General features: G+C 42.9%; 19 protein-coding genes. 1 reads left to right on the plus strand and 18 read right to left on the minus strand.

Annotation, left to right across the window (positions count from 1 at the left end; all coding sequences use genetic code 11):
- Positions 1–42: 42 nt before the first annotated feature.
- From AC6RNO_RS29845 to uvrA, 3 genes are read right to left on the minus strand one after another with little or no spacing between them, the layout of a single operon-like run.
- Positions 43–648 (minus strand): pentapeptide repeat-containing protein, encoded by a 606-nt coding sequence (locus AC6RNO_RS29845; RefSeq protein WP_497107719.1) that lies wholly within the window; start codon positions 646–648, stop codon positions 43–45.
- Between the two features lie 42 nt (positions 649–690).
- A complete protein-coding gene (locus AC6RNO_RS29850) occupies positions 691–1038 on the minus strand; it encodes a hypothetical protein (protein ID WP_474684541.1) in 348 nt (115 codons plus the stop codon).
- Entirely contained in the window at positions 1025–3580 is a 2556-nt protein-coding gene (gene uvrA / locus AC6RNO_RS29855; RefSeq protein ID WP_497107720.1) for an excinuclease ABC subunit UvrA, read from the minus strand. Before uvrA ends, AC6RNO_RS29850 begins: the two co-directional genes overlap by 14 nt.
- A 165-nt stretch (positions 3581–3745) precedes the next feature.
- Between uvrA and AC6RNO_RS29860 the strand changes: the two genes are divergently transcribed.
- Positions 3746–4678: a helix-turn-helix transcriptional regulator gene (locus AC6RNO_RS29860; protein ID WP_474684543.1), complete on the plus strand. Its 933-nt coding sequence runs from the start codon at positions 3746–3748 to the stop codon at positions 4676–4678.
- On the opposite strand, the gene AC6RNO_RS29865 is transcribed toward AC6RNO_RS29860, so the two are convergent.
- From AC6RNO_RS29865 to AC6RNO_RS29935, 15 genes are all read right to left on the minus strand, one after another.
- Entirely contained in the window at positions 4675–5580 is a 906-nt protein-coding gene (locus tag AC6RNO_RS29865; RefSeq protein ID WP_497107721.1) for an ADP-ribosylglycohydrolase family protein, read from the minus strand. The two genes, AC6RNO_RS29860 and AC6RNO_RS29865, sit on opposite strands and share 4 nt — an antisense overlap.
- 26 nt (positions 5581–5606) lie before the next feature.
- Positions 5607–6062 carry a macro domain-containing protein gene (locus AC6RNO_RS29870; RefSeq protein WP_497107722.1) on the minus strand — a complete coding sequence of 152 codons (456 nt, stop codon included), beginning with the start codon at positions 6060–6062 and terminating at the stop codon, positions 5607–5609.
- A 27-nt stretch (positions 6063–6089) separates the two neighbouring features.
- A complete protein-coding gene (locus AC6RNO_RS29875) occupies positions 6090–6998 on the minus strand; it encodes an NrtR DNA-binding winged helix domain-containing protein (RefSeq protein WP_497107723.1) in 909 nt (302 codons plus the stop codon).
- 246 nt (positions 6999–7244) lie between these two features.
- Positions 7245–7937, minus strand: a complete 693-nt coding sequence (locus AC6RNO_RS29880) for a YHYH domain-containing protein (RefSeq protein ID WP_497107724.1) — start codon at positions 7935–7937, stop codon at positions 7245–7247.
- Positions 7938–8165: 228 nt separating this feature from the next.
- Complete coding sequence (locus AC6RNO_RS29885; RefSeq protein ID WP_474684548.1) at positions 8166–8888, minus strand: amino acid ABC transporter ATP-binding protein; 723 nt, start codon at positions 8886–8888, stop codon at positions 8166–8168.
- Positions 8875–10329 carry an ABC transporter permease subunit gene (locus tag AC6RNO_RS29890; protein ID WP_497107725.1) on the minus strand — a complete coding sequence of 485 codons (1455 nt, stop codon included), beginning with the start codon at positions 10327–10329 and terminating at the stop codon, positions 8875–8877. Before AC6RNO_RS29890 ends, AC6RNO_RS29885 begins: the two co-directional genes overlap by 14 nt.
- A 187-nt stretch (positions 10330–10516) precedes the next feature.
- Complete coding sequence (locus AC6RNO_RS29895; RefSeq protein ID WP_497107726.1) at positions 10517–12967, minus strand: TOTE conflict system archaeo-eukaryotic primase domain-containing protein; 2451 nt, start codon at positions 12965–12967, stop codon at positions 10517–10519.
- Positions 12968–13150: 183 nt separating this feature from the next.
- Positions 13151–13402 (minus strand): hypothetical protein, encoded by a 252-nt coding sequence (locus AC6RNO_RS29900; RefSeq protein ID WP_497107727.1) that lies wholly within the window; start codon positions 13400–13402, stop codon positions 13151–13153.
- A gap of 470 nt (positions 13403–13872) precedes the next feature.
- Complete coding sequence (locus AC6RNO_RS29905) at positions 13873–14886, minus strand: glycosyltransferase (RefSeq protein WP_497107728.1); 1014 nt, start codon at positions 14884–14886, stop codon at positions 13873–13875.
- Positions 14883–15806: an NAD-dependent epimerase/dehydratase family protein gene (locus AC6RNO_RS29910; protein WP_497107729.1), complete on the minus strand. Its 924-nt coding sequence runs from the start codon at positions 15804–15806 to the stop codon at positions 14883–14885. Before AC6RNO_RS29910 ends, AC6RNO_RS29905 begins: the two co-directional genes overlap by 4 nt.
- 23 nt (positions 15807–15829) lie before the next feature.
- Positions 15830–16732 (minus strand): phosphotransferase, encoded by a 903-nt coding sequence (locus tag AC6RNO_RS29915; protein WP_497107730.1) that lies wholly within the window; start codon positions 16730–16732, stop codon positions 15830–15832.
- On the minus strand, positions 16722–17672 hold the full coding sequence (locus AC6RNO_RS29920) for a sulfotransferase (protein ID WP_497107731.1): 951 nt from the start codon (positions 17670–17672) through the stop codon (positions 16722–16724). Before AC6RNO_RS29920 ends, AC6RNO_RS29915 begins: the two co-directional genes overlap by 11 nt.
- 61 nt (positions 17673–17733) lie before the next feature.
- Positions 17734–18654 (minus strand): transketolase C-terminal domain-containing protein, encoded by a 921-nt coding sequence (locus tag AC6RNO_RS29925; protein ID WP_497107732.1) that lies wholly within the window; start codon positions 18652–18654, stop codon positions 17734–17736.
- Positions 18651–19457: a thiamine pyrophosphate-binding protein gene (locus tag AC6RNO_RS29930; RefSeq protein ID WP_497107733.1), complete on the minus strand. Its 807-nt coding sequence runs from the start codon at positions 19455–19457 to the stop codon at positions 18651–18653. Before AC6RNO_RS29930 ends, AC6RNO_RS29925 begins: the two co-directional genes overlap by 4 nt.
- A 30-nt stretch (positions 19458–19487) precedes the next feature.
- Complete coding sequence (locus AC6RNO_RS29935; RefSeq protein ID WP_497107734.1) at positions 19488–19907, minus strand: GtrA family protein; 420 nt, start codon at positions 19905–19907, stop codon at positions 19488–19490.
- Positions 19908–19923 lie beyond the last annotated feature (16 nt).

Raw genomic sequence — 19923 nt, forward strand, 5'->3', positions numbered from 1 at the left:
AGCGGGCCCGCGGGCCCGCTTCTTTTGTCATTCGCACCGCTTTTAATCTACTCTGGCTCCAAAGGATTTTAAAAAGATAACCGCTTGAATACTATCCATTCGCACCCCCTTCAAATTAAGGCTCTTTAAATCAACCCCTTCTAGGTTAGCGCCTCTCAGGTCCGCTCCTTGCAGTTTGGCTTTGGCCAATGACACTCTGGTCAAATCGCAATTTCTTAAATCGGCCTTTTCCAAATTTGCATCCGTAAAATCGGTCTCAAAGAAGCGAACTCCCCTTAAATCTTGTTTGCTTAGCGCCACATGCCTTAAATTGGTGTAAGACCAGTCCCCTCCTTGAATCGTAATCCCATCCAACTGGGCGCCTGCAAAGTCGGAACCTGTCATTTTGCAAGACGTGAATTTAGATACGAAAAGATTTGCTCCGGTAAAATGACAGTTTTCGAAAGCTGTCTCCGTATGTACAGAGCCGTTTAAGGCGGCTCCGCGGAAAATGCATTCGACGAAACGGCAGTTGCTTGTAGCCACTTCTTCCATTGAGGCATTCATAAACGTACATTTTTTGAATGTACAGTGTACTAACTCGCCGTATCGTAAATCTCGCCCGTCAAATTGCACCTCATCATAGGACTGATTCTTGTATTGGTACATATTTAATCCTCCTGCCAACAAACATTTCAGCCGTTCGTACGGCTACTTCTTTTTTGTTACGGCTTTTTTCTTGGATGGCTTTGCTTTCTTATCAATGGCTTGTCGCTCGGCTAGTATGGAAGCCGCTCGCTCCGCCTCTTCTCTGAGCAGCTTTTCCCGATGTTGTTTTTCCGCTTCGAGCTGTTCCTGCTTCCGCTTATATTCCGAGAAAACAAAGTCCTGAATGACGGGGTTGTTCATTCGCAGGTATTGCTCGAAGACGTCCGGATATACAAACGTTTTTTGCCCGATTGTGTCCGTAAATACGACCATTACCCGCTCGTCATCCTTGTTCACTACCCGCCCGGCGCCAAATTTAATATGAGTAACTTCGTGATCAATCAGATTCATTCGTTTGCTTCCCCTTCAGCTCAGTTCGCAAATAGTACCCGGTATAGCTTATCTCGCATTCCGCCACTTCCTCCGGAGTACCGGAGCAGACCAAGTGACCTCCATTTATGCCGCCCTCGGGTCCCAGATCAATGATATAATCGGCGTTTTTTATCACATCCAAGTTGTGCTCAATTATAACAACCGTATTTCCGCTGTCAACCAAGTCATGCAAAATGTGAACCAATTGATGCACATCTGCAACGTGCAAACCCGTTGTCGGTTCATCCATCACGTATAGAGTCGAGCCCGTAGCCGGTTTAAGCAGTTCCGCTGCAAGCTTCACCCGCTGCGCTTCGCCGCCTGAAAGCGTCGTTGAGGCCTGCCCGAGCTGAACATAACCTAGCCCTACCTTGCAAAGCGCCTCTATTCTTCTACGGATTTTAGGAATACTTCCAAAAAACGCAACAGCTTCGTCTGCAGTCATCGCTAGCACATCTGCAATGCTTTTGCCCTTATAGTGAATTTCCAGCGTTTCACGGCCATAACGTTTCCCTTTGCAAACATCGCAGGGGACAAATACGTCAGGAAGAAAATGCATTTCTATTTTCATAAGACCATCGCCGGAACAAGCCTCACAGCGGCCGCCCGGAACGTTAAACGAAAATCTTTTCGCATCGTATCCGCGAATTTTCGCTTCATTTGTCTGCGCGTAGAGTGACCGGATCAGGTCAAAAAGACCCGTGTAGGTAGCCGGATTGGAACGGGGCGTGCGCCCGATCGGGCTTTGGTCGATATAAATAATTTTGTCGAGAGAAACCACTCCCTCTATTTGCTTATGTTTGCCTGCGCGAGTATGGGCCCGGTTAAGCTCCGCAGCAAGCTTTTTGTACAATATTTCATTGATTAAGCTGGACTTTCCGGAGCCCGAAACGCCGGTAACACAGGTCAGTGTGCCAAGAGGGATCGAAACGTTGATTCCCTTCAAATTATTTTCCGCCGCGCCGATGATGGTCAGGGATTTTCCGCTGCCCGTGCGCCGCATTTGGGGCACTGCAATTTGTTTCTTGCCGGAAATATATTGACCGGTTATGGAGTTTGGTTCGTTTATAAGGTTGTCAAGCGTTCCCTGCGCAACAACTTGTCCGCCATGTTTTCCCGCTCTCGGCCCTATATCTACAATCCAATCCGCTTGCCGGATCGTATCTTCGTCATGTTCAACAATAATGAGCGTGTTCCCCTTATCGCACAAGTCCCTTAACGCGGACAAGAGGAGCGCATTGTCCCGCTGATGAAGTCCAATAGAAGGTTCGTCCAAAACATACAGCACTCCGGTCAAGCCCGAGCCAATTTGCGTAGCTAGCCGAATGCGCTGATTTTCACCGCCGGAAAGCGTGCCTGAAGCTCTGGAAAGCGTTAAATACTCCAGACCGACGTTTTTCATAAACATAAGCCGGGAGCGAATTTCTGCGAGGATTGAATCCGCGATTGCCGCTTTCGCCCCGGGCAGCCTCAGATTTGCTATAAAATCGATCGCGTCGTTAACGGATAATTTGCAGAAATCGGCAATGTTTATACCACCGACCTTTACAGCAAGGAGCATAGGGGCCAGGCGGTCGCCATCACAATCGGGGCACGGCGGTGCGGAGAGGTCATCCTCAACCTCCTTCTGCATGTTGGAAAACTGCTCATACGAGCCCGCTTTGAAATGAAATCCGAGTCCGTAGCAAGTCTGGCAGGCTCCGTATTGGTTATTGAACGAAAACATTCGCGGCGATAACTCGGGCAGCGATTGACCGCATCGCGAACAGCTGTAGCTTTGAGAAAAGCAAGTTTCTTTTTGACTCTCGTATTGATATATAGTTACGACATCGCCGGATAACGAAAACGCTGATTCCAGGGAATCGACCAGACGCTGCGCATCCTCCGCCCGAACAGTGAGCCGGTCTACGACGATTTCAATCGTATGCATTTTGTTTTTATGAAGTTGAATATCTTCATTCAAGGAATAGAAAGTGCCGTCCACTCGAACACGCGCATATCCGTTCAGCTTGGCCTGCTCAAGTACCTTAAGGTGCTCGCCTTTTTCGCCCCGGATTACCGGCGCCAATACCGCAAATTTGGTTCCTTGCGGCAGCTTGTAAATATGATCGACGATTTCATCGATAGATTGCCGGCTAATTTCTTCCTTGCAATCGGGGCAATACGGAGTGCCTGTCCTAGCCCACAGCAGACGCAAGTAATCGTAAATTTCTGTCACCGTACCGACAGTGGAACGGGGATTTTTCGAGGTTGTTTTTTGTTCAATCGCGATCGCTGGCGAAAGCCCTTCAATAGAATCAACGTCCGGTGTTTGGACTTGCCCCAAAAATTGGCGGGCATATGCGGATAGCGATTCCACGTAGCGTTTTTGACCCTCGGCATAAAGCGTATCGAACGCCAGACTGGACTTCCCCGAACCGCTCACTCCGGTGAATACAACGACTTGATCGCGCGGAATTTTAATACTGATGTTTTTTAAATTATTTTCCCTTGCGCCGCTAACATGTATGAAGCTGTGCATAAGGTGACCTCCTCGAACACATCAAATAGTTACCGCATCCAGCTCAGAAGTTGAGGACTTAACGGGCGACTTTGGGCATCGACATATTTAAAGGTATCATATACAATTATGACAACAGTATGTCATAGTTTTTATGCGCTAATTAAAAAATTTAAGGTGATTACAGTGAAGATAGATCGATTGCTATCCATTGTCATGCTGCTGCTTGAGCGTAATAAAGTCAGTGCTTCCAAGCTTGCGGAAATGTTTGAAGTCACGCCTCGAACCATCTTTAGAGACATAGAAGCAATAAACAAGGCAGGTATCCCGATCATTACTTATCCTGGCGCTAACGGCGGTATCGGCATCATGGAAGAATACAAAATAGAAAAAAAGCTGTTTACGGTTACGGACATCACTGCGCTGCTAATCGGACTTAATAGCATCCATTCTTCTATGTCCAGCGAAGAAATCCTCAATACGATGGCAAAAGTAAAAGGGTTGGTTCCGGAAGAGCAAATCAGGAATTTCGAAAGTCAGATTACCATTGATCATACGCCGTGGTTCGGCAGCAGAAACGTAAAGCCAAACTTTGAGGAAATGAAAGTTGCGCTCGATGAGAAACGGTTATTGTCTTTTAATTATTCCGACCAAAATGACAGACGAACTCAAAGGAGGATCGAGCCCTATAGATTGGTGTTAAAAGATTCGGCTTGGTATTTGCACGGCTATTGTACTTCCAAGCAAGACTTCCGTACCTTTAAACTTTCGCGCATTACGTCGCTAAAACTGCTCGATGAGAGATTTGTTCCCAGAGAATTTGAATCCGGGACGTTGAACTCCTCCGAAAATAATACGATTACGATTAAACTTCTAATCGATGAATCACTCAGAGATTTTATGACGGACTATTGCGGAGAAGAAAACATCGAGTCTTATGGGGAAAATAAATGGATCGTTTCCTTTCCATTTATTGAAAATGACCACGGATACGGTTATTTGCTTCGTTTTGGAGATAAATGCGAATGCCTGGAGCCTGAAAATGTTCGATTAGAGATTATTCGAAGAATTAACAGATTAATGGGGATTTATAAAATAAAAAACGTCAGCCAGCTTTAGCTGCTTGACGTTTTGCCCGTCGTGTTCTCGGAGTACTGCCCGCGCAGTCTTGCGATTTGCTCCGACAATGTATCAAGCTTGCTTTTAATAATTATCGCATCCGAATATTGCCGGGGAATATTGTCGAATCCATAATGGACGCCGGCCAGACCTCCTGCAATTGCGTCTATCGTATCGGAATCCCCTCCCAAATTGGCCGCATGCTGAACGACTTCATGGAAGGAAGCGGTATGAAGCAGTATGTGAAGTACCCAACGAAACGTATGAACGACAAAACCGCTCGGTTCGCAGTCGGGTTCATTTGTAAGGATATCCCGGTATTCCGTATCGACGATTTCACTCTTGATTGCTTCAATGAGGGCCTCACCGTTGAAGAGTCTGCAAACTATGCGATTGTATATGTCACAGGCTTGATTGCAGCGTTCGTCATAGTGCGTCATTTTTGACTGCATTCGTGAAATTGTTTCAATATCCGAGAGATTAGGATAGCTTAATCCTACAGGGAGACAGCGCATGAGTGAGCCGTTGCCGGCGCTCTGTCCCAGATCCAAATCAGCCAGGAATGCGGCCTCAAACCAATTTCCGCGATAGGTGGCGAACACTCTTCGAATGATGTTCCCGATATCTTTGGGATCGGACCGGTACCACTCAAGAAATTTTTCACCGATTGCTTGGCCAGGGTCCTGAGGGTTTTCTAAGATTCCCTCCGCCACACACAAAGTCATCATCGTATCGTCAGTCACTTCCCCGGGATCTAAATCCCAGACTCCTCCGCCGATAATTTCAGTAAGATAGCCATATTTTTGCTGAACTTCTTTCTTCGTCATAAATTCCGTCGTACCGCCTAGTGCATCTCCAATCGCAACGCCGTATAGCCCACCCTTGATTTTATCGATACTCATCAAAATTCCTCCCTGTTTCCGCGACGTTAAGGCTTATATTGATAGAGCGTAACTGCTGCATCTGTGAAAATATCATGGATCATAGTCGAGACAACGGCCCAGTCTCCGCCACCCCGATCACAACCGATTCGATAAGGGAGCGCAACGGAGTATTGATTCGTTTTGGCAAACTCATATAATTGCCCCAAAGCGCTTCTTAAAGCTTCATCGTTCGTATATTTCTTACCGTCCCTGCCAAAATATTGCTGTCCAAACAAGTTGGCCACATACTTATCCGTTCCAACTGCAACTAGCTGGCAGCTTCCAAGCAAGTTCTCTTTATTTCGCAGACAAAACTGTAAATATTCCGTAAACGCTTTGGGATAAAGCTGTTTAACCTGTTTGGCTACTCCCGATCCCATTACTGCCTGGCAATTCACCTGATGACCAATGATATGTTCCGATGCTTGAAACAAATCTCCCGTAACAAGATTAACCGTCATATTCTCACTTCGCCCCCTTCTCTTCCTTCAGTGCCGATTCCAGCTTGGGTTAAACCGATACAACTTGGAGGGACGATGTCCCGCGTCCTTTGTGAATTCATTTGTCTCCTTGACCATAGGCGCAATCTTTCTCCGGAATGCAGCGGCTAAAAGTTCTTTTCCAAGCACGACCTCATATACCTGTTGAAGTTCCGATAGCGTGAACAACGGGGGCATGAGGTTAAAGGCGATGTCTGTGTACTCGATTTTGTTGCGCAATCGTTCTATCGCGTACTCGATAATTTTGGCGTGGTCGAAAGCGATGCCCTGCGAGTCCACAACCTCTCGGATTATTTTTGTTGTTCGCTGAATCGCTGTCTCCGTAATTTTTACCGTTGCAGTTAAACTGTCGGTTTCGTTTCGCAGGGCGATCTTGATAAGTCTTTCGATTTCATAACCTTCATCCAGGTTGGTGATCTTCTCTTGGAAAACGGTATACGTTACATCGAACCATTTGGCGTCGTCCGCATCGTCTCCAGCCCGAACATCCAAGGATGTACGGTCTACAAGCGCCATATAAGAGCAGCTGATAACCCGCGTTCTCGGATCCCGGTCAACGTCGCCCCACGTAAACAACTGTTCCATATACACATTCCCGATATTGGTTTCGCTCTTCAGTTCCCGCCTGGCCGCATCCTCAATGCTCTCATGAATGGAAACGAAGCCTCCCGGCAAAGCCCATTGACCAATAAAAGGGTGCTCCCCTCTCCTAATAAGCAGAAGCTGTAACGACTTCTCCGGAAGCTTCCTGTAATTATCCTGAATTTGATCCATAACGGTAAAAATAAGCATATCCACTGTAACAGAAGGACTTTCGTATATACTTGCATCATAGGAATCTAAGTACTCCTTCTCAGTCATGCCATTCCGGTCACGAATGAATGATGGTTCGCTCATGATCATACAACCTGCCTTATTTTGTTATTATCAAAATGTTATTATCTAATTGTTATTATACATCAACTTCATAACGCAATGTCAATACGCGCCGGTTCAGGACTTCGTCACAATTCTTTTGTTACTTGGATGCAGCCGCAGCAGCGAGTGTCTTCATCGTTCACCGCATTCGTGATATGCAAAAAAGCGGCAGCACGTATGTGCCCCGCAGATTTTGACTTTTACCGAAACGGATCCGGCAGATAGTTACTTTTTAATATTGAATCCGGTTGTTGAATCATAGCTTACTGTTAGCGCAAGTTCATCGACGGCGAACTTCCATGTCATAGGGAAATATACAACGTCATTATAAACAATTACAGGATACTCTTCTTTGGCATTATCGAGCCATGCATCATTTACAAATATGTTGCCGGACGGAAGATTGACCACGTATTCTACGTTCAAACTGTTATATGACCCTTTTTCTTGAGTAAAATCAGCGCCTTTATTATCAGTCTTTCTGATCGAAAAACCGGTATCCGCACTCCAGCTAATGTCTAGAGCAAGCGCTTGGGTGTATGTCCAGGTCATCGGAAAATAAGTAATGTCTTTAAAAGATAAGACGGGATACTTGGCATATGTATTATCGATTTCTTTGTCATTGATCTTAACTTTATAATTTGGCAAAGACGCCTTTAGTCTATGATCAGGCTCTGCTTTCTTGGGTTCGCTTGCCGGAGTTTTGGTTGAGGGCGATGAAGAGGAACTGTCTGAACTGCCGGAACTGGAGCTGCCTCCGTTATGATAGTGATAACCCGTACATAATCCTTTGGCTTGTGACTTGGCAGAGCAATTATGGCCGCCATTTGAATCCGTTCGTCCTGAATGAGCAGAAGCGATCGAGGATGAAGTAAAAAGAATGAGCAGTGCCATTAAGATACATAATCTGTACTTCATAGATAATTCCCCCTTTGTTGTAATCTTCATTCGACAGCGCCCCCATAAAGTTGTTGAAAACCAGCCCGATAGTTCTCACGACTTATTCCACATTCTAACTGAAAATCCCTTTTTTCGACAGTAATTTTTTCCACTATTATACACTGCCGTGAACCTCAATAAATGCAAATGAGGACCATGCACAACGCACGTCCTCATTTCGTTCCCCGACTATCTCTTGCACTCACTCTATAGAACTTTCGCCAAAAAATCCTTCGTACGAGCGTTAGACGGGCTTCCGAACACCTGCTCAGGCGTTCCTTCCTCCACGATCACGCCTTTGTCCATAAACACAATCCTATCGCCCACTTCGCGGGCAAACCCCATCTCATGGGTTACGATAATCATGGTCATGCCGCCTTCAGCCAGCTTCTTCATGACATCCAGCACCTCGCCGACCATTTCCGGATCAAGCGCTGAAGTCGGCTCGTCAAACAGCATCACATGCGGCTGCATCGCCAATGCGCGCGCGATGGCAATCCGCTGCTGCTGTCCGCCGGAGAGCTGGGACGGGTAAACATCCCTTTTGTCTGCCAGTCCGACAGTATGCAGCAACTCCATCGCAGTCTTTTCCGCTTCAGCGGCTGGCAGGCCTTTCACCTTGATAGGTGCAAGGGTTAGATTTTGCAGAACGGTTTTATGCGGAAAAAGGTTGAAATGCTGGAACACCATGCCCATTTTCTCCCGGGTGGCGTTAATGTTGTGCCCGCGGCTTGTGATGGACGCGTTCTCAAACATAATTTCGCCGCCGCTGGGCTGCTCAAGCAGGTTCATACAACGCAGAAATGTGCTTTTGCCCGAGCCGCTAGGCCCGATGACAACAACGACCTCGCCGCCCGCAATGCTGATATCGATTCCTTTGAGAATTTCTGTGCTCCCATACGATTTGCGCAACCCTTTAACGGTGATCACTTGCTCCCATCCTCCTTTCCCATGCACCAAGCAGTTTGGACAGCAAGAAAGTCAATACAAAATAAATCGCGGCTGCAATAATGAACGGACTAAGTCCCTTGTACGTAATGTTTTTCACGATCCCCGCCTGGTACATAATATCTGCCATCCCGATCACAGAGATGATGGAGGATTCCTTGATAATCGTAATAAACTCGTTCCCGATTGCGGGAAGGACGGACTTGAACGCCTGCGGCAAAATAATATGGCGCATCGCCAGCGCCCTGCTCATCCCAAGCGAACGGGCTGCTTCCATCTGCCCGCGGTTCACGCCTTGAATGCCCGCGCGGAAAATCTCCGCCAAATAGGCCGAACTGTTCAGGGACAGCGTAATAATCCCCGACTGCAGCGGGGTAAAGTTGATGTTCAGAGTGAGCGCCAGCCCATAGTGGACGATCATGAGCTGCACCAGCATCGGCGTTCCGCGCAACACCTCGACATACGTGGTGCCCAGCCAACGGATCACCCGGGTACCCGACATCCGCAGCAGACAGATGATCAGGCCGATCACAAAGCCGAATAGGACGCCAAGCGCCGACAGCAGCAGGGTATAGCCAAGACCAAGCGCATAATAGCTGCGGTATTCCCAGAATGTTGTGAATATATTGCCGGTAGACGGCTGTCTTTCAACAGATAGCTGGCTCGCTTGTTTAACCATCTCGGCTATGCGGTTCTCGCTCTTCAGACGGGTGATTGTCGAGTTGGCTTTGGCCAGCAGCTCTGCGTTGCCTTTGCGGATGCCAATGGCCGCCTGAACAGGTGCCTGGTCCGGAACAGCTTCCGCAAGTGTAAACCCTTTGTCCTGCAGGTAGCCGAGCGCGACGGTATCTTCCAGGATGACGGCATTAACCCGTTTCGTCTGCAATTGCAGAACAAGATCCGGTATGCGGTCCAGGGATGTAATCACAGCCCCGGGAATGGACTGCGCGATCTCCTCCTGAATGGAACCTTTTTGCGCGCCAATTTTTTCCCCGTTGAGGCTGTCCATGGTTTTATAACGTTCCTTGTCTTCGGTACGAACCATCAAGACCTGCTTGGATTGGTAATAATTATCCGAAAAATCGATGCTTTGCCTGCGTTCATCCGTCGGCGTCATGCCCGATATGACCAAATCAACCCGGCCGCTCTGCAAAGCGGGCAGCAGGGCATCAAAACTCATATCCTCAATAACAAGCTTCGCTCCCATATCCTTGGCGATCTCGCCCGCAATGTCAATGTCAAAACCTACAATCTGATCTTTCCCATTGATCGTTTTATGAAATTCATACGGCGCATACTCGGCGCTGGTACCCAGCACAAGAGTTCTCTCTGACTGGCTGCCTGCCCCATAAGCGGTCAGAACGGGAAAACTTGTCAGCAGCATCAACAGCATAAGAACCGTATAACGGTAAATTTTTTTCAACCTGCTTCTCTCCCAACTCATAAAATAAACATGAACCCTGAGCAATTATAAAGGAGTACGGCTGATTATGCAATTAAAGCCGCGGCAAGGGGGAATATATGGAAAAGTCACCTCCCCAACTTAAGTGGGTGAAATGACTTGAGCAAAATCAGCATTCTTATTTAGGATTCAATCAAATTACATAAACTTACAACTCCATTCCGCTGTATCCCATCGCACGATAACCTTTTACCCTTTTCCTATACATACTCATGAGAAGCGGTACCTGGATATCGACATAATCATAGATTTGTACCTCTTGCTTATTTGCATGGGAGCGGTGCAGCCTTCCGGCATACTGCTGCAAGCTCCCCTTCCATGAAATCGGATGAACCAGAAACAACGTATCCAGTCTGGCGTCGTCGAATCCTTCTCCTATCAATTTGCCGGTAGCTATAAAGACCCGTTCTTCCGTATCAGGTATACTTGCTATCCGCTGCCGAAGTTCCTCCCGCTGCTTTTTACCCATTCCGCCGCGCAGCACGATCACGTTTTTCGCGAATTTTTCAAGTTTCTTTTCAAAATACTCGACGTGGGAAGTTCGCTCTGCCAGCAGGATCGGGGACCTTCCTTGATCTAAGCATTTTAAAAGATCATCAAAAATGAATTCATTCCTTTTCTCATCTTCTACTAACAACTGATAAATATCTTGTATGGAATGACTCGCCTTGTGAGAAGTTGCTAGTTGAAAAGACGTATACCGTGGCAATACTTTATGTTCAAAGCCTCTTGCATAAGCTTGAGACTTCGCATCTACTCTAACTCGAATAGGACCGCACTGCATAAGCACAATAGGTTGTTGGCCATCTTGTCGTATAGGAGTAGCCGTTAGACCAACGACATATTTGGCATTTGCCTGCTTCAGCACTTGCTCAAAACTAAACGCTGAAACGTGATGGCATTCGTCGACAATGATTTGTCCGTACTCAGTTAAGTAATCCTTTATTTTCCCTTTATTATTCAGGCTTTGAATGACGGCGATATCGATAATACCCGTTCGTTTCTCCTTGCCGCCCCCAATTACACCGATATTCTTCATATCCATGTTTAGAAACGTACTTAATCTTTCCTTCCATTGATCCATCAATTCTCGGCGATGCACCAATACTAGCGTATTCACCTTTCTGGAGGCGATCATGGAAGCTGCTGTCACTGTTTTTCCGAATGCAGTTGTCGCAGATAGTATTCCCGTATCATGAGCCAGGATCGCTCTCGCCGCGGCGTCTTGTAGAATAGAGAGCTGACCGTTAAAGATTACGTCAACTTCTATTCCCTTGTTTCTCTCATCGGTTATTGATAATTCAACGCCATACTTTTCAAACAAACTTGAAATTAGTTGCAGGCACCCTCTAGGAAGGGCAATATGCTTAGGGAAATCCTCCGCACAACCAATAACACGAGGTTTTCCATACGTAGGCAACCGCATCGCTTGAGTTTTATAGAAATCCGGATTTTGAAAAGACACAAGCTTTCTAATTTGGTTAATCATCCGTGCCGGTAAACCAGTCTTCTCAATATAAATCATATTAGACAAAATGATATGAACTTTCGATGGCATCGAAGCATCAATTCGTGCTTCATCGAAATCAATTTGCTGTTTCTCCCAGGGCCTATCCTCGTCCATTTCCTCGTTCCAAATACTGACGTTAAGAATTTTGGAACTTCTTGTAATCTCATGAACTTTGTCCTCAATCTGAGATAAGGTCATTTTCCGTAAACTAGATAAAAAACTCCACTGATCCTCATACGGAATAAAATTCTCGTCTATGAAAACACTGTTCCCTTCTTTCCGAGGGCCGCCTTGCAGAGGCAGAGCGATCAAGTTGCCAAAACCGCCCTTTGGTAGCGTATCTTGATTGGGAAACAAACGGTCGTAGGAATCCAGACCAAGCTCGTATCTGTTTTCCATCGTCTTGGTTAAAAGGGCACATCCAAAATTCCGAGCCAAACTTGCTTCAACAGGCCGATCAAAAAATATCCATATATGCCCCCCGTTTCCTGAACGGGAGCGTTCCAATGCAGCAGGTACCTGGAGTTCTTTGCATGTACCCATAACAGCGGCTGCATCCTGCTGCCAGTTTTGTTTATCAAAATCAATCGCTACGAACCAACAAGTTTCATCAGGAAGCATCGGATAAACTCCGATTGTACGGTTAATCTTTGCATCGAGATGGTTGGATACGACCTCATCAGCTACAGGAAGAAACTCTCTATGAGCACAGTCTGAGCATTTGATCTGAGGCTTCTTACATACTATTGACCATTCATTCTTACACGCCGGTGAGTATCCAGACTTCCCCAACTTACTTTCCCATCTATTTGGATATACATCTTCACGCCCGCGAAATAGACTGCGAAACAGTGCAATCTTTTCACTCGGAGTAGAGTAATTATGCACGGTACCCTTTTCATATTCCATCTTGCCGATAGGCTCGTTAATGACAAAAGCATCCTTATTAACAGGAGGACGGCGTAAATCAGCTATTTCAGAAGTGCTTTTTGAAATGTCAGCAAGCTTTTGTTTCAATTGATAATTCTCTTGATTCAATCGTTCTATTTCTTTCAAGGCAAGCTCAAGCTTTCTTTCCAGATTCTTCATATTTCCTCCAGAAATGAACGTCATAAGAGTAGTTTATCATATGAAGAATGGAGACTAGAACAAGAAAAACCTGTTTATTCATATAGAGCCTTGCCAGCGGCATGAGTCCACAGACTCTGTTTTTTCTATACCTTATAATCCACCTTCATAAAAAATGCCTCGGAGAAAGTCTCTGAAGCGTGATTACTTGCAAAACATTTTTATATCATCTAAAGCTGAATGAGCATGCCCTCTAACAAACTTACTCTCATCTTTCAATGCATCATTGATAAGCGGAATAATCAGTTCTCTATTAACCGTTCCATGTATCCTAGCAATATGACCAAAACAAAGAATTGCTATTCCTCTTATCTTATCGTTTTTATGCTGACTATATCGAACCATCAGGTCTTGTACAAAATCTCCATCATCCGCATTTAATGCGAGGGAAAGCAAGCCTCTTACTATTGCATCAGGGTTATCAGAATTAATTAGGTTTATTATTTCTCGATTTTTCTCTAAGTTGTTGCTGTAGCGTTCTGTACTTTCGTAAACAATATCATCTAATACCTTTTCTAGCGAAACAATTTTATTCCATATATGTTTAACTGATTCATCAGTAACAGTTCCCAGTTTTTCAAATTCATTAATTAAGGCTTTTTTTGGGAATATTTACAATATTTATACATAAAGAATTCGGGTCAACCCGTCTTGCTATAAAAGTCCTCCTAATACTGTCGACAAACAAGTTATTATTACTTCCAATAATGCCGTACAATGATTGTATTCGTGGTTTTTAACATACAAATGGCTCCCATGTTTGTCATGAAATTAAAAACAAGCTGATACCAATGAAATACCGGTTCAGCTTGCTGTTTACAGATATGGGCGTCGGTCTACTTCCAGCTCATATCCTGCTTCAAACACTATTGTTGGTGTAAAGCCTCTTTTTTATTTTCATTCATATCGGTCGCTCTGCTCATTGATTCGTTCTTAGCAAGCCAATTAATGTCAAAATTAAGGCGCTTTTCTTCAACTACCAACGGACGATTCATAATTCTAGCATTTATATTCAATATATATTCGCCTATCAATCCTATAAAAAATAATTGGACTGATCCTATTACGAAAACACCTAATAATACTGGCGCCATCCCCATAGGGAAATTATTCCAAAAAATCAGTTTAAAGATTAAATAAACTAATGCTACTATCAAACTTATGCCCGAAAAAGTAAACCCGGTCATTGTCGCTAATCTTAATCCGATTTTTGTGTATGAAGTGAAACTAAGCATAGCCGCATCATACAGGCGGTACCAGTTATTACTAGTTTTTCCTGACCTTCGTTGCGCTTGTTCGTAGGATATGTCTTTGCGACTAGCACCAAGTTCTGCCACGATACCGCGCAAAAATGGAATTGGATCGTTTAAATTTTTAAGAACCTCAATAAAGCTTTTATCGTAGAGACCAAAACCAGTAAAATGTTCAATCTGTTCTACATGAGATAACTTTTTAATCATCTTGTAATAACAAGATCGTAAAAAGTACATAATCGAATTTTCTTTACTAGTCGTTTTAATGCCGCAAACAATCTTATAACCATTCTCCCATTCGTGTACAAATTTTGGAATCATATCAACTGGATCTTGAAAATCTGCACACATTAAGATTGTACAATCTCCGGTAGTTTGACAGAGACCATAATATGGAGAATTAAATTGGCCGAAATTTTTAGCATTAAAAATAGCTTTAATTTTCGAATTTCCATCACACAATTTCTTAATTATCTCACGGGTGTTATCTGTAGAACAATTATCGATAAATATAATTTCATAGTCGTAAGATGGCAGCTGTTCTTCGAATACAGTTATAATATCTTTACTCAGCGGGGTAACGTTTCCCTCTTCATTAAATGTCGGTATTAAAATAGAAATCATCATTTGGCAACGATCTCCTTATACCAATCGATGGTTTCACGAATTCCTTCTTTAAATGAAGTGGTCGGCGTAAACCCGGTGTCATTAATTAAATTTGAAATATCGGCACACAAGTGCATCACTTGCTCCGATGCGTATTCTCTCTCACCGATCCCTAATTCAAGGGTTTTATTAATTGCATCTCTGATTTCATACACGTACTCGGATAAAGCTCTGGCGTTTCCGCTGCCAATGTTATAAATCATTTGATCCTTACCATTTTTGCCCAAAAGATAAAATGCTCTGCCTGCATCTTTGTAATTCAAATAATCCCATATTTGTTCGCATCTGGTTAGAATCGGTTTCTGTTTTTTTAATAAACTATCTATACAGTACATAATCATGGTGGAGGACATATCATTAATTCCATACGTGCTGAATATGCGAGTCCAAATAAATTGGATACCTAATTGCTGACTTAATATTGCGGACATCTTTCCCGCGGCATATTTCGCTACACCATAAGCACTATCAGGCGATACTCGCATGTCAGGCGATATTCTTCCATCAACTCTGCCATACTCTGCTTGTGAACCTGCACCAATAAATTTTTTGCAACCATAATTGTGTGCAAATTTGACTGCATCCAACGTATACACAATGTTCTTGTCTTGCGCTTCTACATAATTTCTACTCTTATTCTCGGTACATTCCCAAGCAAAATGATAAAAAGCATCATAGTCGTCTTTTATTGGTAACGAAAGAGTACTTAAATCCGAAAGGTCACATTGTACCACCGAAACCAAAGGAGAATTAGGAATGACTTCTTTCTTAGCAGAATTTTTTCTAATAAGCGCAACCACTTGAGTATTATTTTTTATGCACTCATTCAAGAGTGCAAGTCCTAACATACTTGTTGCCCCTGTAATAATAACTTTTTCCAACCCATGACCCCCCTTGCGTCATCCTAGCTCGCTAGAGCTAGGATTTCTTCCAATCTTTTATCAAAGGTAACAGAATTGGCTTTATAAGAACCATTTCTATAGGACAGGTAACATTTTAAAACAGTTATTACAATCATAAGAGCGACCATTTTGCTAGAATCAGAACATTCTGGACTGAATAAATCATGATTATAATATTTCCTTTGATCAAAGAATGTCAACCAGTAGCAAAAATCATAATCTTTGATCCCGATAAAGCAATCTTCCCAATCTAGAACAATTAGCTTGCTTCCTAGTAACATGATATTTTTATTGCTCAGATCACCATGGCAGATTACTTCTTGGTGCCTTTCGGATACTATATCCAAGCTTTTTACGTATGTTTCACATTCATTTGCAATTTCAGGACTAATTAACTGGCCCCGCATAAGCAATTCCAAAGCATTTAAACTCGCATCATAAATTCGAGAAAATGTATATATACCATCAAATTTATGTGCGCTTTCGGATAATATTTTTAACTTGTCACTATATTCGTCGATTAGCGATTTAATTTCTGAAACACTTGGATTTTGTTTTAAACTTTCAAGCCTATCCATAACAAGGAAAGTATAATTGTTTCCATGAATCGTCAGGTCCCTGCGTTCAATGTGTAAGCAATCACTATATAAAACTTTAAAAATCTCAATCTCTTTCCTTAAATTATCCTGATACATTTTGCCCGGCAAATGAGATTTAACAAATCTTTCTTTACCGTCGATTTCAGCGTAAAAAAAAACACCAAGTGTTCCTCCCGGCCTACAATCGTACAATTTAACATTGTGGAAGGATTGCTTTAAATCATCTGTTAAAGCCTTTAAAATAACACTTGGTTTTTCCTGATTTTGCAATTCAGGTATATCGCAATGATATAATTTACTCAGCATAATATTTTTTCAAATAGAAAACTTTATCATAACCAAAGTGACGTGCCAGGGCGACAGTCCCAGCCACAATTTTGTTCTTTTCTTCTTCTGTCAATTCATCGATAATTTCTTCGTTATAACTTTCAGTGCTTTTCAAAACAGTGCCCCACGGTGCGATCATATCTTTAATTTCTTTACCGTTCCAGCTAGGATACAGCATCGTTTCATTAAATTCAACACCAATGAACTCAGAAACAGCTTGCATAAATTTCTTTTTATCTGCCACCAAGTCTTCGTATCTGAATATTTTTACGTTATTAGGATACATCTTAGCATACATTTCCACTGTAGAATGATAAATATTCCAAGTAATCAAATAACGGTTAAGCGGCAACGGAAAAGGCCGGCGTTTCGTATCGCGATAGGCGGAAAATGGGTTGCGAACTATATGCATGATTTTAATATTCGGGAAATCACGGACCATTCTATCTGCATCTACACCAATAGCAGGCGAATACCCTACATATGTCATATTCTCCTTAGGTTGAACGTAGTAATTTTCCCATGCTACAAAAGTAGACCGAAAAAAAGCTTCTACGACTTTTTTGCGAGTAAAAGGAGCATCGCCCAGGTATTTTTTAAAGCTCTCAAGTCTATTTTTTTCATCTAAAACCAAATCGGCTTCTCTGAATTTAGAGCCATTTCTCTTTCTTAAAAAGGTTTTCATTTCTTCATCAATAATTTGTTCGTATAATTCCTCTGCCGTTAACCCTTCAGGAAATTCAGGATACCGATACTGAACTCTTTCTACGGAAGTCAGAAAATCATTAAAGTTCCTATTTCCTAATTGTGATTCAAACGGATAAACCAATAACTCAGGATGTCCATCCAGGTGTCTGTGAGTTACATTCCCACCATGCTCAAAACCTGCAGAAACCATTACGAAATTAAAATTGCTCATACAATTATTTCCTCCTAAAATTAATAACTTTTCTATTTAAGTTCATTCATCGTTTTGCAAATTAGCATCGAATTTTCTCAGTAATTCTTAAAACAATGCTATCTCCATCAAGTTCATAATACTTCCTCAAATAATTTTGGGAACCGACAATGCTTGTGTACACATCGTTTAATCCTAACCTGATAACAACAGCCTTGGTGCGCGTCTCGGCTATTACTTCAGAAACAGCACTTCCGAAGCCCCCAACAATATTGTGTTCTTCCAAAGTAAAGATATAGTCTACTTGGTCGGCAACTTCAAGAATTGTGTTTGAATCAATAGGTTTTACTGTAGGAAAAGAATACACCGCACAGCTCACACCTTGGAGTTCCAGCTTGTTAGCAGCATCGAGTGCCTCGTTTGCAATTGCGCCTGCTACGAAAATAGCAGTATCATGACCGTTTTTCAGCACATTAGCTTTTCCTACACTAACTTTTACACCTCCTTTGTGCAATTCCTTTTCGCCGCCTTTTCCCAAACGGATGTAACAAGGCCCGTCCGTTTCTACAGCAAGCCTTGTTACTGCCTCTGTCTCCAACGGATCACAAGGAGTAAATACAGTCATTTCTGGTAACGCCCTCATAAACGCAATATCCTCTGTGGCATGATGGCTCATTCCCAAAGCTCCATAGGAGAATCCTGCCCCGACTGCCACTATTTTCACATTCGCCCTATGATACGCTACATCATTTCTAATTTGTTCAAGACATCTGGCTGTTGGAAAGTTGGCAATAGAATAAGTAAACACGTGTTTCCCAGACAATGCCATCCCTGCTGCAACAGACGTCATATTTTGTTCAGATACACCTGCATTAATAAACCTTTCAGGAAATGTATCCCAAAACTTATTCAGCACACCAAAACCCAAATCTCCTGAAATAAGGAATATATCAGGATTTTCTTCGGCTAGATTTAAGACTGTATCTACAAATCTATTTCTCATAGTCTTATAGCCTCCAACTCCTTAATTGCATTTACATAAGCCTCACCCTGTGGATCTCTGTAATGCCATAATACTTCGTTTTCCATAAATGAAATGCCCTTGCCTTTTATTGTATGAGCAATTATACATGTTGGTTTTTCATGATGTTGATTGCTTAATACATCCCTTAACTGTTCATGATCATGACCGTCTACTTCAATAACGTTCCATCCAAATGCTTTCCATTTAGCACCCAAATCGATAAGCTCTAATGTGTTTTCACAAAAATCCAAACTCTGTATTTTATTATGGTCAACAACTACAGTAAAGTTTGATAATCTATAATGATTAGCAAAAAGAGCCGCTTCCCATACTGAGCCTTCATCGCATTCACCGTCACCAACAACAACAAAAACCTTATGAGTTTTGTTGTCACGCTTAGCCGTCAAAGCCATTCCAGCCCCTACACAAATGCCGTGTCCAAGGGAACCAGTCGAAAACTCCACGCCCGGAACATTCTTATGAGAAACATGTCCAGAAAGTCTACTTCCATCAGAATAATGGGTCTCCAACTCTTTAACATCAAAGAAGCCTTTTTCAGCTAACGCAGCATAAACAGCGGCCCCAGCATGCCCTTTACTAAGAATAAATCTATCACGCTGGTCATTTTGGGGGTCATCAGGGAAAATAGTCATAATATCATTGTAAAGGACAGCAACAATATCAGCAACAGAAAGGACAGCACCAATATGGGAGCCTTTTGACAAATGGGTCATTTCTATTCCATGTCTTCTTATTTTCCACGCCAACTGCAAACTGTTCATAACCGTACTCCCTTATCTGTAGTAAGCCATTTATTTGAATGCCCAAAATTTATTTAATATGAAATTGAGAGGCACAGTAATCAGGAGATTGATTATTGGTGCAATCATACTAGAAATACCTAAATAATCAACCAATATAAAAAGCACGACCGTGCTTATGATAAATGTGAAACCATAAGAGACAAATACTTTAACAAGCGATTTTATCGTGCTGGTTTCGTTTTTTCGAAATACATATTTATTATTCCAATAATAAGCATTAAGTACACTTGTAATAAATCCTAAAACATGTGCCAATAAATAATATAGACCTAAGAGTGTTAAAGGATAATATGTTAAGAAACTAATTAAAGTATTAGAAATGCCTACGATACCAAATTTCACAAATTGCTTTATAAGTTTAAAAAATTGCTCCTTGTCAAAGATGCACAGTTTGGAAAAGATTCTCATGGTCAGCGACTTCCTC

This window comes from Paenibacillus sp. sgz302190, from assembly GCF_059820445.1.